At 71.5% G+C, this 25,802-nt stretch carries 21 protein-coding genes and 1 pseudogene; 16 read left to right on the forward strand and 6 right to left on the reverse strand.

From position 1 onward, the window contains the following. Positions 1–260 precede the first annotated feature (260 nt). The 7 genes from ABT342_RS21060 (at position 261) to ABT342_RS21090 (ending at position 9,861) form a co-directional block, all read left to right on the forward strand. Positions 261–1,463 (forward strand): glycosyltransferase family 4 protein, encoded by a 1,203-nt coding sequence (locus ABT342_RS21060; RefSeq protein ID WP_351575804.1) that lies wholly within the window; start codon positions 261–263, stop codon positions 1,461–1,463. Beyond that, entirely contained in the window at positions 1,460–2,179 is a 720-nt protein-coding gene (locus ABT342_RS21065) for a class I SAM-dependent methyltransferase (protein ID WP_351575807.1), read from the forward strand. The genes ABT342_RS21060 and ABT342_RS21065 overlap by 4 nt, the downstream gene beginning before the upstream one ends. Beyond that, a complete protein-coding gene (locus ABT342_RS21070; RefSeq protein ID WP_351575916.1) occupies positions 2,176–6,534 on the forward strand; it encodes an alpha-(1->3)-arabinofuranosyltransferase domain-containing protein in 4,359 nt (1,452 codons plus the stop codon). Before ABT342_RS21065 ends, ABT342_RS21070 begins: the two co-directional genes overlap by 4 nt. After that, entirely contained in the window at positions 6,534–7,844 is a 1,311-nt protein-coding gene (locus ABT342_RS21075) for a condensation protein (protein WP_351575809.1), read from the forward strand. Before ABT342_RS21070 ends, ABT342_RS21075 begins: the two co-directional genes overlap by 1 nt. A gap of 164 nt (positions 7,845–8,008) precedes the next feature. Beyond that, positions 8,009–8,704, forward strand: coding sequence for a class I SAM-dependent methyltransferase (locus ABT342_RS21080; RefSeq protein ID WP_351575919.1), 696 nt, complete (start codon positions 8,009–8,011; stop codon positions 8,702–8,704). A 4-nt stretch (positions 8,705–8,708) separates the two neighbouring features. Continuing rightward, positions 8,709–9,590 carry a hypothetical protein gene (locus ABT342_RS21085; RefSeq protein WP_351575812.1) on the forward strand — a complete coding sequence of 294 codons (882 nt, stop codon included), beginning with the start codon at positions 8,709–8,711 and terminating at the stop codon, positions 9,588–9,590. Positions 9,591–9,654: 64 nt separating this feature from the next. Beyond that, positions 9,655–9,861 carry a Trm112 family protein gene (locus tag ABT342_RS21090; RefSeq protein WP_351575815.1) on the forward strand — a complete coding sequence of 69 codons (207 nt, stop codon included), beginning with the start codon at positions 9,655–9,657 and terminating at the stop codon, positions 9,859–9,861. Positions 9,862–10,039: 178 nt separating this feature from the next. Here ABT342_RS21090 and ABT342_RS21095 read toward each other — a convergent pair whose 3' ends face one another. Both ABT342_RS21095 and ABT342_RS21100 read right to left on the reverse strand, forming a co-directional pair. Next, on the reverse strand, positions 10,040–11,227 hold the full coding sequence (locus tag ABT342_RS21095) for an amino acid aminotransferase (RefSeq protein ID WP_351575817.1): 1,188 nt from the start codon (positions 11,225–11,227) through the stop codon (positions 10,040–10,042). After that, positions 11,220–12,095, reverse strand: coding sequence for a DMT family transporter (locus ABT342_RS21100; RefSeq protein ID WP_351575820.1), 876 nt, complete (start codon positions 12,093–12,095; stop codon positions 11,220–11,222). The genes ABT342_RS21095 and ABT342_RS21100 overlap by 8 nt, the downstream gene beginning before the upstream one ends. Before the next feature lie 245 nt (positions 12,096–12,340). Between ABT342_RS21100 and ABT342_RS21105 the strand changes: the two genes are divergently transcribed. The 7 genes from ABT342_RS21105 to ABT342_RS21135 all read left to right on the forward strand — a co-directional run bounded on the left by ABT342_RS21105 (position 12,341) and on the right by ABT342_RS21135 (position 21,171). Further along, the gene (locus ABT342_RS21105) at positions 12,341–12,835 is read left to right on the forward strand and encodes an Lrp/AsnC family transcriptional regulator (protein WP_351575823.1); all 495 of its coding nucleotides are present in this window, start codon (positions 12,341–12,343) and stop codon (positions 12,833–12,835) included. Between the two features lie 890 nt (positions 12,836–13,725). Then, positions 13,726–15,144, forward strand: coding sequence for a family 2B encapsulin nanocompartment shell protein (locus tag ABT342_RS21110; RefSeq protein ID WP_351575826.1), 1,419 nt, complete (start codon positions 13,726–13,728; stop codon positions 15,142–15,144). Positions 15,145–15,198: 54 nt separating this feature from the next. Then, on the forward strand, positions 15,199–16,335 hold the full coding sequence (locus ABT342_RS21115) for a family 2 encapsulin nanocompartment cargo protein terpene cyclase (protein ID WP_502965583.1): 1,137 nt from the start codon (positions 15,199–15,201) through the stop codon (positions 16,333–16,335). A 14-nt stretch (positions 16,336–16,349) separates the two neighbouring features. Beyond that, a complete protein-coding gene (locus ABT342_RS21120) occupies positions 16,350–17,243 on the forward strand; it encodes a geranyl diphosphate 2-C-methyltransferase (RefSeq protein ID WP_351575830.1) in 894 nt (297 codons plus the stop codon). Between the two features lie 148 nt (positions 17,244–17,391). Next, on the forward strand, positions 17,392–18,681 hold the full coding sequence (locus ABT342_RS21125) for a cytochrome P450 (RefSeq protein ID WP_351575833.1): 1,290 nt from the start codon (positions 17,392–17,394) through the stop codon (positions 18,679–18,681). Between the two features lie 607 nt (positions 18,682–19,288). Further along, complete coding sequence (locus ABT342_RS21130) at positions 19,289–19,615, forward strand: carboxymuconolactone decarboxylase family protein (RefSeq protein ID WP_351575836.1); 327 nt, start codon at positions 19,289–19,291, stop codon at positions 19,613–19,615. Positions 19,616–19,740: 125 nt separating this feature from the next. Next, positions 19,741–21,171 carry a DUF2252 domain-containing protein gene (locus ABT342_RS21135; RefSeq protein ID WP_351575839.1) on the forward strand — a complete coding sequence of 477 codons (1,431 nt, stop codon included), beginning with the start codon at positions 19,741–19,743 and terminating at the stop codon, positions 21,169–21,171. Positions 21,172–21,697: 526 nt separating this feature from the next. Here the strand turns inward: ABT342_RS21135 and ABT342_RS21140 are convergent. Continuing rightward, positions 21,698–21,871 carry a hypothetical protein gene (locus ABT342_RS21140; protein WP_351575842.1) on the reverse strand — a complete coding sequence of 58 codons (174 nt, stop codon included), beginning with the start codon at positions 21,869–21,871 and terminating at the stop codon, positions 21,698–21,700. 219 nt (positions 21,872–22,090) lie between these two features. After that, positions 22,091–22,258: pseudogene (locus tag ABT342_RS21145) on the reverse strand (pirin family protein); the annotation flags it as partial. 335 nt (positions 22,259–22,593) lie between these two features. On the opposite strand from ABT342_RS21145, the gene ABT342_RS21150 reads away from it, so the two are divergent. Then, complete coding sequence (locus ABT342_RS21150) at positions 22,594–23,277, forward strand: SMI1/KNR4 family protein (RefSeq protein WP_351575844.1); 684 nt, start codon at positions 22,594–22,596, stop codon at positions 23,275–23,277. Between the two features lie 56 nt (positions 23,278–23,333). On the opposite strand, the gene ABT342_RS21155 is transcribed toward ABT342_RS21150, so the two are convergent. Further along, the gene (locus ABT342_RS21155) at positions 23,334–24,296 is read right to left on the reverse strand and encodes a hypothetical protein (RefSeq protein WP_351575847.1); all 963 of its coding nucleotides are present in this window, start codon (positions 24,294–24,296) and stop codon (positions 23,334–23,336) included. 34 nt (positions 24,297–24,330) lie between these two features. Beyond that, positions 24,331–25,296, reverse strand: coding sequence for a pirin family protein (locus tag ABT342_RS21160; RefSeq protein WP_351575850.1), 966 nt, complete (start codon positions 25,294–25,296; stop codon positions 24,331–24,333). An 88-nt stretch (positions 25,297–25,384) separates the two neighbouring features. On the opposite strand from ABT342_RS21160, the gene ABT342_RS21165 reads away from it, so the two are divergent. Next, a complete protein-coding gene (locus ABT342_RS21165) occupies positions 25,385–25,744 on the forward strand; it encodes a tetratricopeptide repeat protein (RefSeq protein ID WP_351575852.1) in 360 nt (119 codons plus the stop codon). Positions 25,745–25,802: the final 58 nt, after the last annotated feature.

Raw genomic sequence — 25,802 nt, forward strand, 5'->3', positions numbered from 1 at the left:
GAGTAGCCGCCAATCGAACACGTACCCGAGACTGGCGTCCCGAACCGAGCACGGCCCCATCCGGTCACCCCCATCGCCCCCATCGCCCCCATAGCCCCCATAGCCCCCATAGCCCCCATCATCGTCACCCCGGCTTCGTCCCCCACCCGTACACCCCGACCCTCACCCGCATGCCCCCACCGCTCGTCACCCCCCACCCGTGACGACGCCACCGCTCGCATCCCCCACCCCTCCGCACCCTGACACGAGTTGGAGCACACATGCCCCAGCACGTTCCTCCCCCACAGCTCCACCCGGTTCCGCAGCCGCTCCCGCGGCCCCTGGGCAGCCGCACCCCGGCCCGTGGACACGGGGCCGAAGCTCCCCGGCGCATCGCCTTCCTCGCCCATCGCGACCTCGGCAACCCGGCCGCCGGAGGCTCGGAGCTCCTGATCGACCGGCTCGCCTCCGGACTGACGGAGCTGGGCCACGACGTCACTCTGCTGTGCGGCGGGCCCGCGACGCAGCGGCCGTACCGCGTGGTGTCGGCCGGCGGCGGGTTCGGGCACTTCGTCGGCGCGCGCTCCGCCTTCGCCCGCCAGGTCGGCGACTGCGATCTGCTCGTCGAGGTGTGCAACGGGATGCCGTACCTGTCCCCTCTGTGGCACCGCGGCCCCACGGTGTGCCTGGTCAACCACGTGCACACCGAGCTGTGGGGCATGCGCTACCCCGCGCCCGTCGCCCGCGCCGGCCGGCTGCTCGAACACTGGGCCCTGGCCCGGGCCCACCGTGGCAATCTGCTGGTGGCCGTGTCGCCCTCGACCGCGGGCGCGCTCCGCGCGATCGGGGTGCCGCAGGAGCAGATCCGTGTCGTGCACAACGGCGTCCACGAGCCCGGGGCGCGCGCGCCCCGGTCGACGACGCCGTTGTTCGTCGCCCTCGGCCGGCTGGTCGAGTACAAGCGCATCGATCTGCTGCTGCGGCTGTGGGAACGGGTCCGGCCCGTCACCGGCGGCAGGCTCGTCGTCGTCGGCGACGGTCCCGAACGCGAGAGGCTTCAGCAACTCGCCGGACCCGACGTGGAGTTCAGAGGCCATGTGTCCGAGATGGAGAAGCACCGGCTGCTGTGCGAGGCGTGGCTGCTGCTGCACCCCGCCTCCGTCGAGGGCTGGGGGCTCGTGGTGACCGAGGCCGGCGCCCGCGGCACCCCGACTCTCGGGTTCGACGTGCCGGGGCTGCGTGATTCCGTCCAGGACGGCGTCACCGGCCTCCTGGCCCGCGGGGAGTCGTCGTTCGCCGCCGCGTGGTGCACGCTGGCGCTCGACGACGGCCGGCGCGAGGCCATGGGCGAGGCCGCCGCCGAGCACGCCGCCGACTTCCGGTGGAGCAGCACGGTGCGGCAGTTCCGCGCCGTCGCCGCGGAGGCGGTGAATCGCGCGCGTCCACAGGGCCGGGGCGCGCGGGCGGAGGGTTCGCGCACGTGAAGGACCCGTCGTTCCGCCGCTCCCTCGCCCTCTTCCGGGCCTTCCTGCGCGAGCAGGACGATCCGCACGCCGCGTACGAGCTGCTGGCCGGCGACGCGGCCGACCAGCTCGAGCGCCATGTCCGGCTGGACGGCCGGGTCGTCGTCGACGTCGGCGGCGGACGCGGCTACTTCACCCGGGAATTCCGTCGCCGCGGGGCCCACGGCTACCTGTTCGAACCGGACCTCGCGGAGCTCGCCTCCGTCTCCGGCGCAGGCACGGTCGTCGCCGACGGCTATCTGCTGCCCCTCGCCGACGGCGCCGCCGACGTCTGCTTCTCCTCCAACGTGCTGGAGCACGTGCGTGATCCCGGCACGTTCCTCAGCGAGATGATCCGGGTCACCCGGCCCGGCGGACTGATCTACGTCTCCTTCACCAACTGGCTCTCGCCGTGGGGCGGCCACGAATGGGCGCCCTGGCACTACCTGGGCGCCGAGCGGGCCCGCGCCCGCTACGAGCGGCGCACCGGCCGGGCCGCCAAGCACCGGCTCGGCGAGAACCTGTTCGCCATCGGGGTCGGGCCGACCCTGCGCCACGTCAGGGGCCGTGCCGACGTGGAGATCGTCTCCGCCCGCTCCCGCTACTGGCCGGTCCTCCCGGAAGTCGTGCCACGGGTGCCGGGGCTGCGCGAGTTCGCGACGTGGAACCTCCTTCTCATTCTCCGGCGGTGTCCGTGACCAGCACTGTCCATGCCCGACCGCCCTCGTCCCCGGCTCCGCCCGGCCCCACCCCCGGAGCGCGGCAGCCGCAGCCGCCGCGCTGCTCCCGGCGCTGGCTGCTCGGCTTCTGGGCGGCCGTGTTCCTGGCGTTTCTCGCCGTGTCGCCGGGGCGGATGACGTTCGAGACCAAGCTGGGCGTCGTCGCCGATCCGTGGCGGTTCCTGCGCGACCTGGGCCAGTTGTGGCACGACCGGGCCGGTTTCGGCGGCATCGCCGACCAGTACGTCGGCTACGCGATCCCGATGCTGCCCTTCCACGCCGCCGCCGACCTGGCACGGCTGCCCGTCTGGCTGGCCGAACGGCTCTGGCTCTCCCTCGTGGTCGCCACCGCGTTCTGGGGCGCCATGCGGCTCGCCGAACGCCTCGGCGCCGGCTCGCCCGCGACACGCCTCGTCGGAGCGGCGGCGTACGCCCTGTGGCCGACGTACACGATCGTCGTCGGCTCCACGTCGGCCGCCGCTCTGCCCGGTGCGATGCTGCCGTGGGTGCTGCTGCCGCTGACGGACCCGCGGACGAGCCCGCGCCTGGCCGCGGCGCGCTCCGCGCTGCTGATCCCGCTCATGGGCGGGGTGAACGCCGCGTCGACGCTGGCGTCGCTGCTGCCCGTCGGCCTGTACCTGCTGTCCCGCCCGGGCGGCCCCCGTAAGCGCGCCCTGATCGCGTGGTGGACGCCGTGCGTGATCCTCGCGACGGCCTGGTGGATCGTGCCGCTGCTGCTCCTGGGGACGTACGGCGAGAACTTCATGCCGTACGTGGAGTCCTCGCAGACCACCACGGCGACGATGTCGGCGGCCGAGGTGCTGCGCGGCGCGGGGAACTGGGTGGGCTATCTGCACTTCGGCGAGGCGTGGCTGCCCGCCGGCTGGACCGTCGCCACGTCGGCGGTGGTGATCGCCGGTTCGGCGCTCGCCGCGGCGCTCGGCCTCGCCGGGCTGGCCCGGCGCGACCTGCCCGAGCGGCGCTGGCTGGTGCTGACCGCGACGGTCGCCGCCCTGATCACGCTCGCCGGGTACGGCGGCGCGCTGGGCGGACCGTTCCACGAGACGGTGCAGGACTGGCTGAACGGGCCGCTGGTGCCGTTCCGGAACATCTACAAGTTCCAGACGGGGCTCGCCCTCGCGCTCGTCCTCGGATTCACGCACCTGACGGCCACGGCCCTCCCCCGGTCCGTGCCGGTCCGGTCCCACCGCCTCGTGCCGGCCGTGGCCGCCGTGCTCGTCCTGCCCTGCCTGGCCTGGCCGTACGTCAACGGCTCGATCCTGCAGCCGGGTTCGTTCCGGCAGCTGCCGGGGTACTGGGAGGCGACCGCGGACTGGCTGGACGAGAACGCGCCCGACGACCGGGCCCTCGTCGTCCCGGCGACCGCGCACGGCATCTACACCTGGGGCTCGCCGATCGACCAGCCCCTCGACGTCCTCGCCCGGTCCCCGTGGGCACAGCGGGACTACGTGCCGTTCGGGACCCCCGGCAATCGGCGGGCGATGGACGCCGTGGAGCAGGCCCTGACGTCGGGCGGCGAGGTGCCGGGGCTCGCCGCGTACCTCGCGCGGGCCGGGCTGTACCACGTCGTCGTGCGCAACGACCTGGACCCGGACCAGCTGGGGCACGTCCCCACCGCGACCGTGAAGCGGACGCTGGAGGCGTCCGGGTACCGGCGCGTGACCGGCTTCGGTCCGCTGCTGACCGACGGCCGGATCGCCGACGACACCCCCGTCCAGGTCGAGGGCCTCTACCCGCGCCAGCGCGCGGTCGAGATCTACGCACCGCCGTCCGGCACCCCGCGCCCCGGTCCGGCACGCATGACGCCCGTCTCCGGCACGGCGGTCGTCAGCGGCGGTCCCGAGTCCCTGCTGCCGCTGTCCGCGTCGGGCGCCCTGGCCGGTCGGCCGGCGGTGCTCGCGGGGGACGCGCACCCGGGTGTGGACCGGCCGTCGCTGTACGCGGCCGGCGACGGGATGCGCCGGGCCGACACCCGGTTCGGACTGGTGAATTCGGGCACCTCGTACACGTACACCCGTGAGGAACGCAACGCGGAGCAGGCGGTTCAGGATCCGGGGGACGAACCGCGGCAGATCCTGCCCCTCTCCGAAACCCGGCACCAGACGACCGCGGTGTTGCGCGGCGCGGCGTCCGTGACCGCGTCCTCGGTGGGTAACTGGCTGTTCCACCTGCCCCAGTACGACCCCGTCAACGCCTTCGACGGCAATCCGGACACCGGCTGGGCCGAGGGCTCCCCCGGTTCCCCGCAGGGCCAGTGGCTCCGGATCGCCTTCACCGGCCCCACCCGCATCCCCGGGACGCTGGACCTGACCCCGCTGCCCGGCGGTGCGGTGCGCGCCGCACCCACGGTGGTGCGGGTGGAGACCGACCGGGGCAGCCGGGTCAGCCCGCTGCGGCCGGACGGCAGCACCCAGCAGGTCGCCGCGCCGGAGGGCGACGCGAACTGGCTGAAGGTGACGATCCTGGAGTCGCAGCAGGGCCGCCCGGGTCTGACCGGCGCCGGGTTCACCGAGGTCTCCGTCCCGGGCGTGCAGGTGACCCGGATGCTGGAGCTGCCCGCCGACGCGCCGCGCGACGTCGCCGGCCCGGTCGTGTACGCGCTGTCCCGCGGCAGCGATCCGGGCGGGCTGTCCGCCGTGTCCGCCGAGGTGGGTCTGCACCGGCAGTTCGAGGCCGCCCGGGCCGGCGACTACGCGGTCCGCGCCACTGCCCTGCCCGTGCCGGGCAAGGAGCTCGACGACCTGCTGTTCGACCTCACCGGGCAACGGCAGAAGATCGTCGTGAGCGCGGACTCGACCGCGCGGCTCGGGACGAATCTCAGCCCGCGCAATCTGACGGACGGCGACCTGACGACTGCCTGGGTCGCCGGTGAGCGGCCCGTGCTTCATCTGACCTGGCCGGAGAAGACCGCGGTCGGCGAGATCGTCCTCGCCGCGGCCGGCGGGCTCGCGACCCGGCCGGAGCAGGTGCAGATCAGCTCGCCGGACGGGACGGCGATCGCGGCGGTCGACGAGAACGGCATGGCACGGTTCTCACCCATCACGACCGACCGGATGGACATCACGATCTCCCGTGTCGCGCCGCTGACCCTGCACAACCCGGTCGCCGACGAGCAGTTGCAGCTGCCGGTCGGGCTGAGCGAGCTGCACATCCCGGCGCTGGAGAAGTACCGGGCGCCTCAGCCGGACCCGGCACAGAGGTTCACGCTGCCGTGCGGCAAGGGCCCGATCGTGTCGGTCGACGGCCGGTTCCTCGCGACCCGCGCCGAGGGGCGGGTCCGGGACCTGACCGAACGCCGCCCGATCGCCGTCTCCCTGTGCACCGACGGCAGCCGCGTCTCCCTCGACCCTCGCACGCACACCGTCGAGGCCGGTGACACCGGCCCGCTCGTGGTCACCGGCTTCGAGCTCACGACCGGCGGGACGCGGGCCGCCGCGCCCGCCTCGCGCGAGGTGGAGGTCGTCTCGGGCGGCGGTGACCGGCGGACCCTCGAAGTCGGCGCGGGCGACGCCTCGTACCTGCAGCTCCACGAGAACCACAACGCGGGCTGGAAGGCCACGCTCGACGGTGAGGAGCTGCGCCCGCTGCGCATCGACGGCTGGCAGCAGGCCTGGCTCGTTCCCGCCGGCCGGGGCGGCACGGTGACGCTGCTGTACGAGCCGTCCCGCGTGTACGACGCCGGGCTGGTCGCCGCCGGAGCGCTGCTGGTGGTGCTCGCCGGGCTCGCGCTCGTCGGACGCCGCCGGTCCGGCGCGACGGCCGAGGGCGCGGACGTGGCGTCGGGCGCGGCAGGTGTGGGGCCAGGCACGGACGGGGCGCCGCCCGCACCGGGGCTGCTGCTCGGAACGGTCGCGCTGACGCTGGTGGGCGTGGTGATCGCGGGTCCCGTCGCGGTGGCCGTACCCGTGCTCGCGGCGATCGCCCGGTGGCGCCCGGCGCTGCTCGGCCCGATCGCCTTCACGGCGATGGCGGGTGCGGGAGTCGTCACCCTCACCGGCAGCGGCGAGGCGGCGGCGCTGGGCCGGGGCGCGTACGGGCCGGCAGCCCAACTCCTAGCCCTGGTAGCGCTGTTCGCGGCGCTGGTGACCGTGGGGCGCGAGCGCGGTTCCCGGCCGGGCGCGCACCGCGCCGGGGGCCGGGGCGCACCGAGCGGTGCGCCGGAGCCGTACGGATCGGGGGAGCCGGACGCGTCGCCTGGCGGCCACGGCGGTCGCTGGAGTCATGGAGGTACGGCCGAGGGACCCGGCCGTTCAGGCGTGCGGGGCGACCCACCAGGCGGCCACACGGGGCGGACCGAGAGAAGGGATGTCTGATGGCAACCGATCAGGACGCGGCCGTCGCGCGCACCGGGGCGGGGCGGGAGTCGCCGTGCGTGCCGTTCGCCGTCGTGGACGAGATCGCCCGGCACTGCGCCGACGACCGTGAGCCGAACACGGTGCACATCGAGATCCATCTGCCGGGACGGGTCGGAGCGGACCGGCTGCGCGACGCGTTCGCGCGGGCGCTCGCCCGGCATCCGCGGGTGTTGATGCGGGAGCGGGGGCGCGGACCGTTCGCACGGCGCTACGAGTGGGAGCTGACCGACGGTCCCCGCACCGATGCGGTCTCCTTCCCGCCCTGCGCGCCCGGCGCCCTCGCACGGGCCCGGCAGCGGGCCCTCACCGAGGCTCCGTCTCTGTTCTCCGCGCCACCCCTGCGCCTGGAGGTGGTCGAGGAGCCCGGTTCCGAGGGTTGCGTCCTGCTGTTCACGGTCCATCACACGGCGCTCGACGGTCCCGCTTGCCTGCGGATCGCCGCGACCGCCGCGGAGATCTACGGCGGACGCCCCGCCCAACCCGTCCCGGCGCCGGTCCGCCCGCCGGCCGGGCCTGTGCTCCCGCCACGGGGTGCGCCGACGGTGGCGCGACCCGCACGGGTCGCGGCGGGGCACCCCGGACCCACGCCCGGAAACGCGATGCTGGTCACCGAACTCCCGGTGCCCCGGCGGGAGCCGGGTGCCCCGTACACCGTGAACGACCAGCTGATGGTGGCCACGGCGCTGACCGTCGCCGACTGGAACCGGCAGCGGGGCGCTCCCGACCGGCCGCTGCGCATCACCATGCCCGTCGACGACCGCACCCGCGGGCCCGCGATGCCGATCGGCAACGGCACCCGCCTGGTCGAGGTCGGATTCACGCCGGCCGAGACCGGCCCCGACGCCGACCTCGGCGCGCTGCTGCGCATCACCGCGGAGCGCACGCGCGCCCTGAAGGCGCGCGACCGTCCCCAGCTGGGGCGCGGTGCCGCGGTGCTGACCGCCCCGGTCCTGCCGGTCGCCGCCCGGGCGGCGCTGACGCGGGGGGTACGGCGGCTCGCGGCGCCGTGGACGTCCACGACCTTGCTCAGCAACATCGGGCGGATCCCGTACCCGCTGGACTTCGGTGCCGCGGGCCGCGCGCACGCGGTCTGGTTCTCGGCGCCGGCCGCGATGCCGCGCGGGTTGACGTTCACGACGGCGTCGACCGGCGGCCGGCTCCACCTGGTGCTGCGCTGGTCCCGGACCCTGCTGGGCGACGAGGACGGCGTCCGGCTGTGCGAGATGTTCGCCGGCCGGCTGGCGGCGACCGAAGCGGAGGCGCTGTGAACAGGCACACCGTGGAAGCGGCCACGGCGGGAAGCGGTGTGGAGGGACGCGCCGTGTGGGACGGCGGGGAAGGTGCCGCACCTGGCGCTCGGAGGCCCGATCCTGCGGGCACGGCCCCCCTCGCCCCGGCCCCCGACGCGGCCCGTCCCGACTCCGTTCCCGGGCTGCGGGACTTCTACGAGAACCCCGCCGTGCCCGTGGCGTCCGGTGACGCCCGGAGCCGGCGGCAGGCGCGGCTGCTGGCCGCCGCCCTCGGGGCGCCGGGCGCGCTCGTCGTCGACGTCGGCTGCGGGGACGGCACCGCGGCCGCGACCGCGGGGCCGATTCTCGCCGGACACCGGCTCGTAGGGGTCGACTGGTCGCAGGAAGCGCTGCGCCGCGCCCGGCCGCGAGTCGCGCATGTGGTGCGCGGAGAACTGGACCACGGCGGGCTACCGTTCGCGGACGGGTGCGCGGACGCGGTGCTGTTCAGCGAGGTGGTCGAGCATCTCGTCGACCCCGACCGGGCTTTGGACGAACTGCGGCGCATTCTGCGGCCGGGAGGTCACCTGATGCTCTCCACCCCGAACCTCGCCGCCTGGTACAACCGCGGGCTGCTGCTCGCCGGCCGGCAGCCGGTGTTCTCCGAGGTGAGTCTGCGCGGCATCCACGGCCGGCCGGGTTCCGAAGTGGTGGGCCATCTGAGGCTGTTCACGGCGCGTGCGCTGCGCTCGTTCCTGCTGTCGTCCGGTTTCGAGGACGTACGGATCACCGGGGCGCCGTTCCACGGGGTGCCGCGCGGGCTGCGCCTGATCGACCGGGCCGCGTGCGCCGTGCCGTCGGCAGCGTCCATTCTGCTGGCGCACGCCCGGCGGAGGTAGCGGGATGTGGTGGGGTGTGGGCGCGGCGCTGCTTGCCAACGTCCTCTACAGCGTCGGCTTCGTCCTGGAGAAGCGGGCCCTCGGCTCGCTGCCCGCGCTCCCCGCCGGGCGGCCGCTGCGTGTGTTCGGGGTGCTGCTGACGAGCCCACTGTGGATTGCCGGTTTCCTCGCGCTCGCCGCCGGTTTCGTGGCCCAGCTGATCGTCTACCGGGCGCTGCCGATCGCCGCCGCGCAGGGCATCTTCGTCTCGGGCCTCGTCCTGCTCCTCCTGCTGTCGTCGGCGGTGCTCGGCGAACGGCCCTCGGGCCGGGAGCGCCATGCGCTCGGGGCGGTGCTCGTCGCGCTGCTCATGGTCGTGGCGTCGGTGCGCGAGGGCGACGACGTGGTGAGCGCGGGGGCTCCGTGGGCCCTGGTACTCGTCGTCTGCGTGCCGACGCTCGCGGCCGGACTGCTGCTGTACGGGCAGGTCGAGCGGCGCGCGCGCAGACGCCATCGGGTGCCGACCAACGGCATCGGCTACGGCGTGGCCGTGGGACTGCTCTACGGCGTCAGCTCACTGGCCATCAAGGGAGCGTCGGGCCGCCTCACCGCCGAGAGCGCGGACGCGGCGGTGAGGGCGCTGTTCGGCTCCCCGTACCCGTATCTGCTCCTGTTCACGGCCGGGGCCGGACTCGTCATGTCCCAGGCGGCGCTGCAAAGGTGCCGTGCTTCCTTGATCGTGCCTGTCTGCACGACGGTGACGTGCCTGTTCACGGCAGTGGCGGGGACGCTGACGTTCGGCGAGAGGCTCCCGGACGATCCGCTGCTGCTGACCCTGCGCGTCGCCGGCACAGCACTGGCCCTGTCCGTCCTGCTGGTCATGCCGCGCCACGACCCGCGGACCTGACGTACCGCCCGAACCTCACCACCACCGACCACCGACCACCGACCACCGACCACCGAGGACCCTCATGAACTCCGACGACCCGCTGCTGCGCATCCTGGCCTGCCCGCTCGACAAGGGACCGCTCACACTGCCGGCCGGCCAGGACGTGCTCTACAACCCGCGGCTGCAACTCCGCTACCCGATCGTGGACGGCATTCCGCAGCTCCTCCCCTCCTCGGGCAGCCGGGTCTCCCCCGAGGAGCACGAGCGGTACGTGAGCTCGTCGGACTAGACCATGGTGGATTCCAGTACCTCGGCGACCGAGTTCTCCCTGTTCAACTCACCGACGCAAGCGACGCCGGCACGAGTACGAATGCACTATCGCGGCGAACGGCTCCGTCAGGGAGCGGAGTCGCGAAGCACGACAGGCCGCTGTGCAGCCCGGAGCTCCCGGAGTCGTCACCGTCCCCTCAGACGCTCCGAACGGCGCGAGGCGTCTCCAGAGCCCTGGCGATGCCCTGCGCCAGGAAGGGAATCCGCTGCCCAGGGACACCCGCGATGTTGATGCGCCCGGAGCTCGTGCCGTAGATGCCGGACTGCCGGCGCATCCGGCGCATCTGGTCCGGCGTCAGAGGCAGCATCGAGAACATGCCCTTCTGCCGTGCGAGGGACGTCGCCTGTTCCTCTCGGCCGAGGGCACGGAGATGGGCGACGAGGTCCGCCCGGTTGGCTGTGATCCGGTGACGCATCACCTCGAGTTCCGCGAGCCACGCGGCCCGCAGGCGCTCGTCCTCCAGGACGGTGGCGACGACGGCGGCGCCGTGGTCGGGCGGCATCGAGTACATCGTGCGTGCGGCGTTCTGGAGGGCGGTCTCGACGTGCCGGAGCGTCTGCCGCGACGATCCGAGGACGATGGCGCACCCGGTGCGGTCGCTGTAGAGACCGAAGTTCTTGGAGCAGCTGACGGCGATCAGCACCTCGGGCAGCCGGTCGGCCAGCATTCGGGTGGCGCGCAGGTCGGCGTCGAGGCCGTCGCCGAGCCCGTGGTAGGCGAGGTCGACGAAGGGGACCCAGCCGTTCGCAGCGGCCAGTCCGGCCAGTTCCTCCCACGTCTCGAAGGAGGGATCCACTCCCGTGGGGTTGTGACAGCAGCCTTGGAGCAGGACGACGTCGCCACGGCGTGCGGCACCCAGGTCCTCGATCATGCCCGTGGAGTCGAGCCGCCCGAACGTCCGGACCCTGAGACCGGCGCCTTCCAGGATGGGCCGGTGATTCACGTACGCGGGGTCACTGATCCACACCGTCGTGCCCGGGCGGGTCTGACGTACGAGATCGGCGAGGAGGCGCAAGGCTCCGGTACCCGCCACGGTCTGGACGGCCGTCGCCGAGCCGGTCGGGGTTTCGGTGCCGAGGACCATGGCCAGCATGGCCCGGTTGAAGGCGGTGTTGCCCGAGAGGGCACGGTACTCCTTGGAGTCGGAGCGTTCCGCCAGGCGTATCTCGGCCTCCCTGACCGCCGCCATGACGGGGGTGACCCCGGTGTGGTCGCGGTAGACGCCGAGCACGAGGTCGAGGCGCTCGGGACGCGGGTCGGCGGCGAACTCGGCCGCCAGGTCCCACAGAGGGTCCACGGGCGGGGCGGCAAGAAGCTCAAGCATCGGGGGCAACCTTGGATCGGGGGCGCCGGTTGGCGAGCGCGACGCCGAGGGTGATGAGAGGAACGCCGACCACGACCGACAGGGTCGGCGCCTCCTCGAGGAGGGGGACGGCGAGCAGGACGACGGCGACCGGGCTGAGGCTGCCGACGACCGAGCTGCGCTCGGGTCCCAGTCGGCGGATGGCGAACGCGTACAGCAGACCGGCACAGAGGCCGACCCCCAGGCCCTGCACGACGAGGAAGAGCGCGATGTCGCCGCCGGCCGCCCGGGCGAGACCAGTGGGCAGGACGCCGGTCAGGGCCAGGAGCGCGATGACGGCGAATGAGGGGAGGCACAGCAGTCCGATGGACCCGATGGGGTCGAGGTCCACTTCACGCAGCCCCACGGTGTACAGGGCCCACAGGCCGCTGGCGACGAGCAGTGTTCCCGTGCCGAGCAGGACATCCGTGTCGAGGGCTGCCGTGTAGCGCCAGACAAGCGCCGCGACTCCGGCCACGATGAGCGCGAGGCCGGCCGACTGCGTACCGCGCGGAGCGCTCTTCCCGCCCGCGACCATGAGGGCGGAGACGAACAGCGGGACCATGCCGGGGACGATCGCCCCGACGAAGGCGGCTGACGTCAGCGAGCCGCCATGCATGGCGGCGAGAAAGAAGGGAACCCCGGCACCGCAGATGATCTTGGCTGCGTGTCCCGGCCGCACCTCGGCCAGTCGGCGCCTGCGCCGCCACAGGGCGGGCGCCAGGACCACGAGGGGTACACCGAAGCGCAGCAGGGCCGCGTCGGCGGGCAGCAGCGTGGAGGCGCTCAGAGCCCGGGCGCTCAGAGCGAACGCGGCCCAGATGGCCACGGTGAGCAGCAGTGCGAGCATCCCCACCGCCTGCGGAGAGAGCCCCCTGAGCCGACCGGCACGAAGCGCGGGTGGGCGGCCTGTGGGTGCTGTACCCACCGATTGCGTCACGACCACCGAAGATTCCTCCCGCTCGAAGCCGCTCGGGCGGAACCGACAGCCGACCTCGCCCCCGGTAAGCAACAGTAGAGTTCTTGGCAGGGCAGAGGATTGCCAGTTCTGCCCTCCAGCCATAGCGTGAGGGCAGAATCTGCCAAGGAGTGCCAATGGACGCCGTGGACTTCCAGATCATCCACGAGTTGCAGGCGGACGGTCGACTGTCCAATCAGGACCTCGCCGACCGGATCAGACTGTCCCCCTCCCCCTGTCTGCGCCGGGTACGCCGCCTGGAAGAGTCGGGTCTGATCAGCGGCTACACGGCCACGGTGGACCAGGTCGCCTACGGCCTGCCGATCACCGTCTTCGTACGGATCCGCCTGGAACGCCACACCGCCGAGGCCGTCAACGTGTTCGAGGAGCACGTCGGCCTCATCGATCACATCCAGGACTGCTATCTGATGGCGGGCAGCAGCGACTACCTGCTCAGGGTCGTCATCGAGAGCCTGGAGGCGTACGAAGTTTTCGTGCGGACACAGATCCACGCCATCCCGGGCATCGCGTCGATCGAGTCCAGTTTCGCCTTCGGCAGCGTCAAGCAGTCCAAGGTCTATCCGCGCCCAGGCGTCCCGTCCCGCCCGCGCGCCCATGGCGCGGTCAGGTGATGCGGGCGCCATCACTCATGGGCCGGCGGGGCGGGGCGGTCGGCGCCCGGAAGATGGGGTGAGGTTCCAGGCGTCGATGCGGCCGGTGTCCTGGGAAGCGATGTCCTCGACCCACAGCTTCCGACGCCGTTCGCGGCCTCGGAGGAGGCGTCGACGGCGTTACCGGCACGTTCCCCGCCCCGGCCGGCCGCGCGGGCCACTCCCGGCCGGGGTGCTGCCCAGGACGTGGTGCGGGACGGGGCGCGCGGCTTCGCCGAACCGCGCGGTGACGTCACCGGGCTCGACCGTATCGTCGTCGGCGTAGCGGACGTACAGCATCCCGCCACCCGGGTCCTTCACCGTGGTGCCGCCGGGTTCGAGTGGGTACTCACTCTGCGTCCTCGCGGGCGTCCTGTCGTCCTGGCCGAGGCCGTAGATGCGAGGAACAGCACGGGGGCCGGCGCGTCGGCGGGACGATCGGTGTCACGGTGAGGCACGCGCCCGGGGGCAGGTACAGGCCCGTCGGCCGGGCGTCGGCGATCGGATAGCCGGTGCCGAGCCTCGTCCGCTCGGCCGCCGAGGGCGGCGTGACGGAGAAGATCCGCCGTGAGGATTCGATGAGGCCGCAAGCGGTCCGGCACGACGGCTCAGGCCGGGCGGCTATCGGTCAAGTGGCTCGAATGTCGTCGGTCGCCCGGATAAACCCCGTGCGAATCAAGGTCACTTCATCGAGGTAATACCCACGGGATCAGGGGGTGACCAGGGCATTTCCGCCGCTACTGTTCACCGGGATCCGGACGGATTCCCAATGATTCGATCCCCTTTCCACCCCTCACCCTTCCCTCTTTCAGCGCTTGGCGTACGCGTAGGCGTACGCCGATCACCAGCCGTGCGTAAGGAGATCTCGTCCGATGACCGTTGAGACCGGCCCGGAAGCGGAAGCGGAGGCGGCGCCGTCCCGGCAGTTCAGCCTGAGCACCGCGGCCGCCCGCAACCTTGCCACCACGACCAAGTCCGCCCCGCAGATGCGGGAGATCACCGATCGCTGGCTGCTGCGGATGCTCCCCTGGGTGGATGCCAAGGGCGGCACCTACCGGGTGAACCGGCGGCTCAGTTACACCGTCGGCGACGGACGCATCGAGTTCGTCCAGGACGGCCCGGACGTACGGGTGATCCCCCAGGAGCTCGGCGAACTGCCCCTGCTGCGCGGTTTCGAGGACGTGGAGGTGCTGACCGAGATCGCCGGCCGGTGCGTCCAGCGCGACTTCCGTGCCGGCGAGGTGCTGGTCGAGCGCGGTACACCCGCCCGGCACGTCCACCTGATCGCCCGCGGCCGGATCAACCAGACGTCTGTCGGCAAGTACGGCGACGAGGTCGGCGTCGCCGTGCTCGCCGATGGCGACCGGTTCGGCGAGCACGCCCTCTTGGACGGCGAGGGCATGTGGGACTACTCCGCCACCGCCGAGACCGCGGGCACCCTCCTCACGCTGTCCCGCGCCGACTTCGCCGCCGTGCTCTCCGCGGCGCCGCATCTGGAGGCCCACATCCGGCAGTTCAGCTCGCTGCCGCGCCGGCGGCAGAACCGCCACGGCGAGGCCGAGATCGCGATGTCCGCCGGCCACACCGGCGAAGTCGGGCTGCCCGGTGCGTTCGTCGACTACGAGCTCAAGCCGCGAGAGTACGAGCTCTCCGTCGCACAGACCGTGCTGAAGGTCCACACGAGGGTTGCCGACCTCTACAACGGGCCGATGAACCAGACCGAGGAGCAGCTCAGGCTCACCATCGAGGCGCTGCGCGAGCGCCAGGAGCACGAGCTGATCAACAATCGCGAGTTCGGTCTGCTCCACAACGCCGACTACAAGCAGCGGATCCAGCCCCACTCCGGCCCGCCCACCCCGGACGACCTCGACGAGCTGCTCACCCGCCGCCGCGGCACCAAGCTCTTCCTCGCCCACCCCCGGACGATCTCCGCGATCGGGCGCGAGTGGAACGCCTGCGGGCTCTACCCGGAGACCGCCGACCTCGACGGGCGCCAGGTCCTTGCCTGGCGCGGGGTCCCGATCCTGCCCTGCGACAAGATCCCCATCAGCAAGGAGAACACCAGCTCGATCCTCGCCATGCGCATCGGCGAGGACAACCAGGGCGTCATCGGGCTGCGCCAGACCGGCCTGCCGGAGGAGTACGAGCCGGGCCTGTCGGTGCGCTTCATGGGCATCAGCGAGCAGGCGATCATGTCGTACCTCGTCACGGCCTACTACTCCGCCGCCATCCTCGTGCCCAACGCGCTCGGCGTGCTGGAGAACGTGCAGATCGCCCGCAGGCACCACTAGACGGTCCGTCCGGCGGCCCGCCGCGACAGACCCCACCCCACCAAGGAGTTACGGATGCCCGATTCCGGGCTCTCACCCGCCCTGTCTTCCCTGGAGCGGATCCTGCGCGGCCCCACTGGTCTGGGCACGTCGGGCCTCTATCCGAGCCGACGCAAGGAGCCGCCGACGCCTGCGGCGTCCGAGACACCGGCGGAACCGGCCGAAGCGGCGCAGGGAAGACCGATCCCCGGCCTCTACTACCACCCGGTCCGTGAGCCCGACCCGGTGCGCGTGGAGGAGGTCAGTCGCAGGATCAAGGACTGGGCGGTGGAGGAGGTCGAGCTGTTCCCCGAGGAGTGGGAGGGCCAGTTCGACGGCTTCTCCGTCGGGCGTTACATGGTCGCCTGCCATCCGGACGCTCCGACCGTCGACCACCTGATGATCGCCACGCGGTTGATGGTCGCCGAGAACGCGGTCGACGACTGCTACTGCGAGGACCACGGAGGTTCGCCCATCGGCCTCGGGGGCCGCCTCCTCCTTGCGCACACCGCCCTGGACCCCCTGTACACGACGGCGGACTACCAGCCGCAGTGGGCCGAGTCGCTCCACGCGGACGCCCCGCGACGTGCCTACCGCTCCGCGATGGAGTACTTCGTCAAGCAGTCCACCCCCTCCCAGGCCGACCGGTTCCGGCACGACATGGCCCGGCTGCACCTGGGGTACCTCGCCGAGGCCGCCTGGTCGGAGACGGACCACGTCCCGGAGGTGTGGGAGTACCTGGCGATGCGGCAGTTCAACAACTTCCGCCCCTGCCCCACCATCACCGACACCGTCGGCGGCTACGAACTGCCGACCGATCTGCACGCGCAGCCCGCCATGCAACGGGTCATCGCGCTCGCCGGCAACGCGACCACCATCGTCAACGACCTGTACTCCTACACCAAGGAGCTCAACAGCCCCGGCCGGCACCTGAATCTGCCCGTGGTGATCGCCGAGCGCGAGGAGTGCTCGGAGCGCGACGCCTACCTGAAGGCGGTCGAGGTCCACAACGACCTCATGCACGCCTTCGAGGACGCGACCGCCGACCTCGCCGCCGCCTGCCCCGTCCCGAACGTCCTGCGCTTCCTGCACGGCGTGGCCGCGTGGGTGGACGGCAACCACTACTGGCACCAGACCAACACCTTCCGATACAGCCTGCCCGATTTCTGGTAAGAACGGATCGATCTGTGACCAACACCAAGCTCTCCACCGTCAACACCACCAACGACACCTCCGTGTTCATCCCCGCCCCGGCGACGCCCTACCAGGGAGACATCGCCCGTTACTGGAACAACGAGGCCAGGCCCGTGAACCTGCGTCTCGGTGACGTCGACGGGCTCTATCACCACCACTACGGCATCGGCGACGTGGACCACGCCGCCCTCGGGGACGCCGAGGACAGCGCGTACGAGAAGAAGCTGATCGCCGAACTCCACCGCCTGGAGTCCGCGCAGGCGGAGGTCCTCCTGGACCACCTCGGCTCCATCGGGCGTGACGACATGCTCGTGGACGCCGGCTGCGGCCGGGGCGGTTCGATGGTCATGGCCCACCATCGGTTCGGGTGCAAGGTCGAGGGCGTCACCCTCTCCACCACGCAGGCCGATTTCGCGAACCAGCGCGCCCGTGAGCTCGGTATCGAGGACGACGTTCACGCTCGTGTGTGCAACATGCTCGACACACCCTTCGAGACGGGGCAGGCGGCGGCCTCGTGGAACAACGAGTCGAGCATGTACGTCGACCTGCACGACCTCTTCGCCGAGCACTCCCGTGTCCTGGAGGTCGGGGGTCGCTACGTGACCATCACCGGATGCTGGAACCCGCGCTACGGACAGCCCTCGAAGTGGGTCTCCCAGATCAACGCACACTTCGAGTGCAACATCCACTCCCGCCGGGAGTACCTGCGCGCCATGGCCGACAACCGTCTCGTACCGCAGGCCGTCGTCGACCTGACTGCCGCGACCCTGCCCTACTGGGAGTTGCGGGCCACGTCATCGCTGGTCACCGGCATCGAAGAGGCGTTCATCAACTCGTACAAGGACGGCTCGTTCCAGTACGTCCTGATCGCGGCGGACCGCGTCTGACCTGGCTGGCCTGTCTGACCTGTCTGACGGAGAGCGGGCGGGGTGGCCTGTCGCCCACCGCGCCCGTTCCCCTACAGTGCGTGATGCGTGCCCGCCCGCCCCGTATCCCGTCCGTGACGACGTCCAACCGCCGAACAGGAGCAGACCCGTGGCCACCACCGCCCGCCCAGGCTCCGTCCCCGAACTGGAACCCGCCCTCGTCAAGCAGTGGCAGGCCGACGGAGCGGAACTCGTCGACCTGTTCGCCCAGGCGCACGAACGGCTCGGCGGCATCGCCGCATTCCGGCTCGGTCCGCAGCCGACCGTCCTGCTCACCGACCCGCAGGCCGTGCAGCACGTGCTCGCGCTCCACCCTGGCCGGTACGTGAAGCGCTCGCACCGCGCCCGGCTGCTGATCGGCGACGGCGTCCTGGCCGCGACCGGCGAGGCGTGGCAGCGGCAACGGAAGCTGCTGCAGTCCCAGTTCACCGGCCGGGGAATGCGCCGCTACGAGCAGCGGATCAGTGAGGCCGCCCGGACCGCCGCGGCACGCTGGGATGCGTACGCCCGCACCGGGCAGGTCCTCGACGTCGGCGACGAGATGCGCCGCTTCGCCCTGGACACCATCTGGCGGTCACTGACCGGACATCCCCTCGACCCCGGCACGGAGCGTGAACTGGCCGCCGTGCCCGCCGTGGTGGCCGCGCTGCCCAGCCTGCCCGCCGACGCCGCTACCGGCCACAGAGCCGTCGCCGCCGACCTGGCCAGAATCGACGCCGTGGCGAGCCGTGCCATCGCCGCGGCCCGAGACGGAGAAGCCGGGCCCGACGGCCCGGGCCTGCTGCACGTCCTGATCGAGGCGTCCGGAACGCTCCCCGAATACACCGACCGGCTGATCCGGGACGAGCTGGTCACCCTCCTTGTCGCCGGCCACGAGACCACCGCCACCACCCTGACCTGGCTCTACCTCCTCCTGGACCGAAACCCGCAGGCGCGGGAGCAGGCCCTCGCCGCGGGCGCCGAGGGCTCTCCCGAACGGCGGCAGGCCATCCAGGCGCTCGTCCACGAGACGCTGCGGCTCTACCCGTCGGCCTGGATCCTGCCGCGCTGTGCGGCGGAGGACGACATCCTCGCCGGATATGAGATCGAGGCCGGAACCGACGTCCTGGTGTGCCCCTACCTCACGCACCGGGACCAGGGAATCTGGGAGGACCCCGAGCGGTTCGACCCGGGGCGCTTCACGACCCCCGGACGACGCCCCAGCCACCCCGGGAGCTACCTCCCGTTCGGCATCGGGCCCCGGGCGTGCCTGGGTCTGCAGTTCGCGCTCCGGGAGTCGACCGTCCTCCTTGAGCACCTCCTGCCCGCCCACGTACCGCACTTCCGCTCCACGCCGACCAAGGCCGCGTACAGCATCACCGTCCGCCCCGACGGCCCTGCCCCCGCAACACTGGGGTAGAGACGGACGACGTCGTCGTCCTGTCCAGCCGCCGAGCGTCGCGATCTCGTTCTCGAACAGTGTCTCCGAGGTCACCCCCATGCCCGTGAAGTGGCCCGCACGTTCGCGTCCATCGCGGACCGCAGCGCGACCCGAGCGCAGAAGCGCTCGCTGTCACGCCTTGAGGCGGCTGATCAGCTCACGGCGTTCGTGGCCGCGCTGAGGCAAGGTGGGGATGCCGAACGGGAACTCGGCCCCGGAACGCTGAGCCTGCGAATCCCCGACGTCCGAGCGCCCTGAGCCGCCAAGGCCCTCGGGCGTGCGCAGACCAGCCTGTTACAGGTTTCTCCACCTCGATCAAGGCGGCTCGCTTCCGCTCCCCGCGCGTGGCCCCGACGCCGCCGGCCTCGCGGCCGAAGGCTCCGGGAAACAGCACATCGGACCACGCTGAGCCGGGCGGGATCTGCCGACGTGGCCCGCCTCCGTCTGCCGCGGCGAACCATGCGCCCTCATGCGGGAGGCCCGGATGGGTTCTAGGGTTGAGGGGAATCCCGACGCTCGCGGACATCCGTTCCTACCGCCTCACTCCCCCACTCGAGTTCGAAAACGCACCAGGAGGGCATGCGACATGTCCACTGCATCTGAAACCCCTGTCCTGGACACCCTCGCCGCTATGACGGTCGACTCGATCGAGCGGTGCGGGCTGGCCCCGGACATGTTCATGCTCACGCGCATCGCGGCCCTCGCTGCCTCGGATGCTCCGCCGATCTCCTACGTGGCCCACATCGACCCCGCCCTCAAGGCCGGACTGACCGCCGACCAGTTGCAGGACGTCCTGGTCGCCATCGCACCCATCGTGGGCACCGCCCGTGTCATGACGGCAGCAGGCAACATCGCCACGGCACTCGGCATCGCCATCGCCGTCGCCGATGCCGAGATCGAGTCCCAGGGCTGAGAGCAGTCGCACACCCGGCATCAAATGATCGGCGAGGCCGACATCGGAGGAGGCCACGGAGCGGTTCTGGCCGTGCCCTGCGCCGGGTGACCCGAAGGCTGCAGGGCCAGGCAGGAGGGCCTTCGATGCCCCAGAACGCGACCACGGCGATGCGCTCAGCACCCCACGCCACGCCCAAGGAACGCGCGGCCCTAGGCAAGGAGGCCCGGCGCCGCTCGCCGCGGTCGGCCCATGCCGTGTACAAGCCGCGGCCCAACAGGCCGGACCCGCTGGCGATCCTGGAGGCGCAGTCCGCGGCACGGGTGCCCGAGCTCGTCCCGATCCGTTACGGCCGGATGACGGAGTCCCCGTTCCGCTTCTACCGGGGCGCCGCCGCGATCATGGCGTCCGACCTCGCCGACACCCCGCGCTCGGGACTCACGGCCCAGCTGTGCGGGGACGCGCACATGCTGAACTTCCGTCTGCTTGCCTCGCCGGAGAGGCAGTTGATGTTCGACATCAACGACTTCGACGAAACGCTGCCGGGCCCCTGGGAGTGGGACGTCAAGCGGCTGTCGGCCAGCCTCGTCATCGCCGGCCGGGCAAACCGCTTCGACGCCGCCGAGCGCGCCCGCATCGTGAGCGCCACGGTCCGCTCGTACCGCGAGGCGATGATCCGCTTCGCGAGCATGCGCAACCTCGACGTCTGGTACGCGAAGATCAACGTTGACCGCCTTGAGGCCCTGGCCGCAAACCGGCTCGACAAGGGCGGCCAGGAGAGACTGGCCCGCGCCATCGCAAAGGCCCGTACCCGCGACAGCCTGCAAGCCTTCGCCAAGGTCGCCGGGACGGTCGACGGCCGGACCCGGATCGTGGCGGATCCTCCGCTGCTCGTCCCGATCGGCGATCTGATGCCGGACGTCGAGCGCAGTGCGCTCGAGCGCCAGTTCCGCGGCCTGATCGAGCGGTACGGCCGCACATTGGTATCCGACCGGCGCACGCTCCTGGAGGACTACCGGCTGGCGGACATCGCCCGCAAGGTGGTCGGCGTCGGCAGTGTCGGTACCCGATGCTGGATCATCCTGCTTCTCGGCAGGGACGACCAGGACCCGCTCTTCCTCCAGGCCAAGGAGGCCGACGCCTCCGTGCTCGCCGAACACGTCGGCGCGAGCCGATACCGCAACCAGGGCGAGCGGGTGGTCTCGGGCCAGCGGTTGATGCAGGCCACGAGCGACATCTTCCTCGGCTGGGAACGGGTGGATGGGATCGACGGCAAGCAACGCGACTTCTACGTCCGCCAGCTGCGCGACTGGAAGGGCATCGCCATACCGGAGACGATGGGGCCGAAGCGCATGCAGGTGTTCGGCGAGGTGTGCGGAGAAACGCTGGCTCGTGGCCACGCGCGGTCCGGCGACCGAATCGCGATCGCCGCTTATCTGGGCAACGGCAACACCTTCGACCGAGCACTCGTGGCGTTCGCCGAGAAATACGCCGACCAGACCGAGCGTGACCACCAGGCCCTGGTCGACGCGGTGTGCGCGGGCCGGCTACCCGCGGAGGAGCTGCCCTCGGCATGACCCGAGGAAAGTGCCCTTAACTCCCCGACGGGGAGGAGACGCGCACGTCGGCCATGACGGCTGGGACCCCGCCGAGGAGCTGCGCTCCGGGAAACCAGGTCACCGCGTAGTGGGCGGGCCGCCGTTCCCGCCCCCCGTTGCTGCGCGGTCCTGCAATCGCCGCACTTCCTGCACCGCGCCCACCAGGAGCAGGACCGCCACACCGATCAGCAGGAGACCGGCCGTCATCTGTCCCGTGGTCTGCTGGTGGTCGTCTCCGGGTCGCCGGCCCTGGTGGACGCGCGTGTGGACAAGGCACTCGGCAAGGCCCGACCCTCCAACTGACCGCGCCACGACACCGCTGCCCGCTGCCGTGCGTACGGCAAGGGGCAGCGCTGCTTCCGGTGCCGCAGGGTTGGGTGCAGTGCCCAGTGCCCAGTGCGCGGCTCGTGCCCAGCCCGTCCGGCCGGGCGCTGACGCGCGGGCCGCCGCATCAAGCAGTTACGCTTCCACGCCTCCCTGCCCTTTGTTCATGCCCGCCGACAGCTCAGCCAGCGTGTTCCAGTTCCTGCCAGGGCATGCCGTGACCGTCGAGGCGCATTCCGCGCAGGAGTCCGCCCGGCAGGTGTACCTGTCCGTGGCCGTCGGCGCACAGTGCGCACCGCAGCGTGAGCAGCCGGGCGATCGGGGACAGGCGGCGCACCTGTCGGCCAGACGCCACAGCCGGCCGCCGTTCTCGCGCATGAGCACCAGCAGCAGGGATCCGGCGCATCCATGGTGGCTCGGGGGCCACCGGCAGCCGCGTTCCCGGCACTGACACATCCGGAACAGCCAGACAGCGCCAGCACCGGCGCCGGAGATGAGCACCGCCGCCCGGTCCCTTGTGTGGGGGTGCGGGCGGCGCGTCACTCTCGACGAGACCAGCACTCTTCACCCCAGGTCAGCGCACCCGGCCCCGCGGCTTCAGCGCCACCGGCGGCAGTTCCGGAGCCGGCAGCGGAGCGCCGTCGTAGCCCTTCACCTCGCCGAAGCGCGAGCCGGTCATCCAGTCCTTCCGGGCCTGCTCGATCTCCTCGTGCGACCGGCCGATGAAGTTCCACCACATCACGCCTCCGAGTCCTCGGGGGTCAGCAGAACGTCAGCATCGTGACCGGAGGGTTGAACACGTGGACATGCTTCCTGGTGGAACTGGTTGGCGTTCCGCCGACGGAAGGGTGACGGCGGTGTGACGTGCGGCGAAATGGCTCGGTGTCGCGCCACGGTAGCCGATCTCGAAAGGCCGGGATCCGAGCTCCGACCCGGCACAGGGCTTGATCGCGATTGTGCACCGCGATCATCCTTGCCTACCCCGACCCGACGAGTAACCGATACCACCCGCGCGCGGCGCCGGCACTTGTACGGTGACGGGGGTGCGACAGCAGACGAGGAGAAGGGACGGCAAGGATGACGGATCAAGCCGGGGTCGCAGCCGCGTGGGACCGTGTCGAGGAGTGGCTCAGCCGGAACGCTCCCTCGGACTACGTGGCTCTTCGGCCGCCCGCCGAAGCCGGGGAGATCGAGGAGATCACGGAGTACCGTTTCGATCTCCATCCCGATGTGGCCACCCTGCTCCGACGCCACGACGGGAGCGGGCAGGGGACTGGCGGGTTCTTCCTGCCGGGTGACTTCTGCCTTTACAGCGCCGCGCAGATGCGTGACGGACAGCGGGGTATGGAAAGGAGCGTTGCCTGGTCCCTCGAAGGGGAAGGTGTCGCGCAGTTCACCGTGCGCCAAGGCGTCACCATGAGCGGCGACGACGAGACCCCCTTCGACGCCGAAGACGTCGGTCTCGCTCTGGTCCCCTTCGACGCGCACGTGAAGTGGGTTCCGATAGGCCGGACTGCGTCGGGTGACGAACTGGTCGTGGACCACCGCGAAGGCGACGCGTACGGAAGCGTGCGCGTCATTGCCTCAGGGATGACTGAGGCAGCCCCGGTGTGGTGGGACAGTGTGGCCGACATGCTGCAGTCCACTGTCACGGCCTTGGAAACCATGAGCCCGCTGACATCCGTGTGGGGCGGCCGCATGTTCCCAGAGACAGCAGAAGTACCCGGCGGCGGAACGGTCCTGCACTGGGAACTGGCCTGATTGGCTGAGGGGGTGACGCCGACCCGGTGCCACCCCCTCAACTGTGGACTACGCCGCTACGGGCGGATCACGCACACCTCATCGACGTTGCAGCCCGAGAGCTCGGGGACGTCGATGTAGAACGGGCCGTTGTCCAGGACGCGAGCCTTCGTGTAGAAGCCCGACAGGCCGGGGCCTCGACCCGCGTCCTGGTTCTGTTTTCCGGGCATGGTCGCCCGGCCGCACGGCTCACCCCAGGTAGGCGCCGTGTACGGCGGCCTCTCGTCGTCATACAGGCGCCACTTCCCATCGCCGTCCTTCTTGGCGAAGAGCTGCACGCACGCCCCGCCGTTGAGGAGCGGCGTACTCTGGCCGCCGCTCTCCTTGGTCGCAGCGAACGGGAACTCGTCGCAGTTGAGACCCGAGGTATCCGATGTGGCGTCCGGGTGCTCAACATAGGCGAAGGCGCCGGTCTTCCTGCAGATGGTCTGACGGCTCTTGTCGCTCACGACCGAGTCGGCTTCACGGTGCATGGGCGTCTTGTGCGCCTTGCTGCCCGGGTGCCATGAGAGCTTCTCTCGCATGATCCAGTAGTAGGCAGCCGCCGCCGGGTACCGCTTGGTGTTGGTGGTGAAGGTGGGGATGTGCTTCTCGAACACGCACCCTGTCGAGTTCGTGCCGATGATGGAGTCACACCGCACCTGGTCGAAGAACACCCACTCTGGCTTCTCCACGGGAATGGCACCGACGGTCTGCGGGTTCGCGGCCTTGAAGTTCAGGAACGTGCCCCGGTCGAACGTCTCCGCGGTGCCCGCGGTGGGCAGGGTCCAGGTGAACGTCTTTGTCGCGGACGCCCAATGCGTGTCCCCGAGGCCGGTCCACGTCGTGGGCGCATCCCAGGTACCGGCATAGGCGCCGTTGCAGTTCGGTGAACAGGTCGAGTCCCAGTAGTCGAGGGACACTGCCCCGAGGGCACCGTCGATGGTGAGAGCGCTGATCGACAGCTTCTCGCGGAACGCTCCCCGGGGCGACGGGCCCAACTCGCAGCGGTCTACCGCGACGCAGAATCCCAGGTCAGCGTACCCGGCCCCGCGGTTTCAGCGCCACCGGCGGCAGTTCCGGAGCCGGCAGCGGAGCGCCGTCGTAGCCCTTCACCTCGCCGAAGCGCGAGCCGGTCATCCAGTCCTTCCGGGCCTGCTCGATCTCCTCGTGCGACCGGCCGATGAAGTTCCACCACATGACGATCTCTTCCTCGAACGGCTCGCCGCCGAGCAACATCAAGCCCGCGTCCGACTCCGCGCGCAGGGGCAGTTCGGTGCGGCCGCAGCCGAGGTAGAGCATCGAGCCGGGCAGTACGGGGACGCCGTCGACGTGGGCCTCGCCGGACATGGAGAGCACCGCGTACTCGAAGTCCGGGGAGAGGGGCAGGCGGGTCTCGGTGCCGCGGGTCAGCGTCACGTCCGCGCCGACGATCGGGGTGTACGTCGTGCCGGGTGAGACGGCGCCGTCGAGTTCGCCGAGGATGACGGTGGCGGTCAGGCCCGGGGCGGTGACGTGGGGCAGGTCGGCGTGGTGCTGGAAGTGGGGTTCCACGTCGCGGTGGGCGCCGGGCAGTGCGACCCAGAGCTGGGCGCCGTGCAGATAGCGCGCGTGCGGCCTGGGGCTCTCCTCGGAGTGGCTGATCGCCCGCCCCGAGGTCATGAGGCCGAGTTCGCGCGGGCGGATCGTCTGGAGGCTGCCGACGCTGTCGCGGTGCAGGACCTCGCCCTCGTGGAGCCAGCTGACCGTCTGGAGGCCCATATGGGGGTGGGGCGGGACCTGCATGCCGGGTTCGTCGGCGATGTCGTCGGGGCCGTAGTGGTCGACGAAGCACCAGGCGCCGATCATGCGACGGCCCAGGTTCGGGAGCAGCCGGCGTACCTCGGTGGATTCGCCGAGCTGGACATGGCGGGGGGCGAGGAGCTCACGCACCGGCTCGGCGACGACGAAGCCGCGACCGCCGCAGGGGGAGAGCGCGGCCTGACGGTCAAGATTGCTCATGGGGCACAACCTAGTCCTGTGCGGGTCCGGCACGCCCGCATCCGGTCGATGTGAAATATTCAACTACTTCGGCTGGTTGCAGGTGGTCATGAGCGACACCTACAGCGACGCCTACTACGAGTCCGGGACGGCGGCGGACCGCTGGGACCGCGCGCGGTTCTTCTTCGAGGCCAAGGAGTACGCGACGGCGGCGCGCATCCTGCGCGGACTCGTGGCCGAGGTCCCGGAGCAGGTCGCGACGCGGCTGCTGCTGGCGCGGGCGTACTACCACTCGGCGCAGCTGCTCAGGGCCGAGGCCGAGCTGCGCGCCGTGCTGGAGCGCGACCCGGTCGAGCAGTACGCCCGGCTGATGCTCGGCCGCACGCTGGAGCGGCAGGGGCGCGCCGCCGAGGCGGCCCCGCACCTGCGCATCGCGGCGGCGATGTCCGGGGAGGCACAGGAACCGTAGAAGTCGCAGGAGCCACGAGGCCCACAGGAGTCGCAGGAGCCACGAGGCCCGCAGGACC

It is taken from the genome of Streptomyces sp. NPDC000410 (assembly GCF_040300305.1).
In the GTDB taxonomy this organism is placed as follows: Bacteria; Actinomycetota; Actinomycetes; order Streptomycetales; family Streptomycetaceae; genus Streptomyces.

Excerpts from the sequence above, each read along its gene's own strand:
- ABT342_RS21135 (WP_351575839.1), top strand. The coding sequence starts at position 19,741 with ATGCCCCAGAACGCGACCACGGCGATGCGCTCAGCACCCCACGCCACG.
- ABT342_RS21105 (WP_351575823.1), top strand. The coding sequence starts at position 12,341 with ATGGACGCCGTGGACTTCCAGATCATCCACGAGTTGCAGGCGGACGGT.
- ABT342_RS21075 (WP_351575809.1), top strand. The coding sequence starts at position 6,534 with ATGGCAACCGATCAGGACGCGGCCGTCGCGCGCACCGGGGCGGGGCGG.
- ABT342_RS21160 (WP_351575850.1), bottom strand. The coding sequence starts at position 25,296 with ATGAGCAATCTTGACCGTCAGGCCGCGCTCTCCCCCTGCGGCGGTCGC.
- ABT342_RS21115 (WP_502965583.1), top strand. The coding sequence starts at position 15,199 with ATGCCCGATTCCGGGCTCTCACCCGCCCTGTCTTCCCTGGAGCGGATC.
- ABT342_RS21110 (WP_351575826.1), top strand. The coding sequence starts at position 13,726 with ATGACCGTTGAGACCGGCCCGGAAGCGGAAGCGGAGGCGGCGCCGTCC.
- ABT342_RS21060 (WP_351575804.1), top strand. The coding sequence starts at position 261 with ATGCCCCAGCACGTTCCTCCCCCACAGCTCCACCCGGTTCCGCAGCCG.
- ABT342_RS21095 (WP_351575817.1), bottom strand. The coding sequence starts at position 11,227 with ATGCTTGAGCTTCTTGCCGCCCCGCCCGTGGACCCTCTGTGGGACCTG.
- ABT342_RS21165 (WP_351575852.1), top strand. The coding sequence starts at position 25,385 with ATGAGCGACACCTACAGCGACGCCTACTACGAGTCCGGGACGGCGGCG.
- ABT342_RS21100 (WP_351575820.1), bottom strand. The coding sequence starts at position 12,095 with ATGCTCGCACTGCTGCTCACCGTGGCCATCTGGGCCGCGTTCGCTCTG.
- ABT342_RS21085 (WP_351575812.1), top strand. The coding sequence starts at position 8,709 with ATGTGGTGGGGTGTGGGCGCGGCGCTGCTTGCCAACGTCCTCTACAGC.
- ABT342_RS21130 (WP_351575836.1), top strand. The coding sequence starts at position 19,289 with ATGTCCACTGCATCTGAAACCCCTGTCCTGGACACCCTCGCCGCTATG.
- ABT342_RS21150 (WP_351575844.1), top strand. The coding sequence starts at position 22,594 with ATGACGGATCAAGCCGGGGTCGCAGCCGCGTGGGACCGTGTCGAGGAG.
- ABT342_RS21090 (WP_351575815.1), top strand. The coding sequence starts at position 9,655 with ATGAACTCCGACGACCCGCTGCTGCGCATCCTGGCCTGCCCGCTCGAC.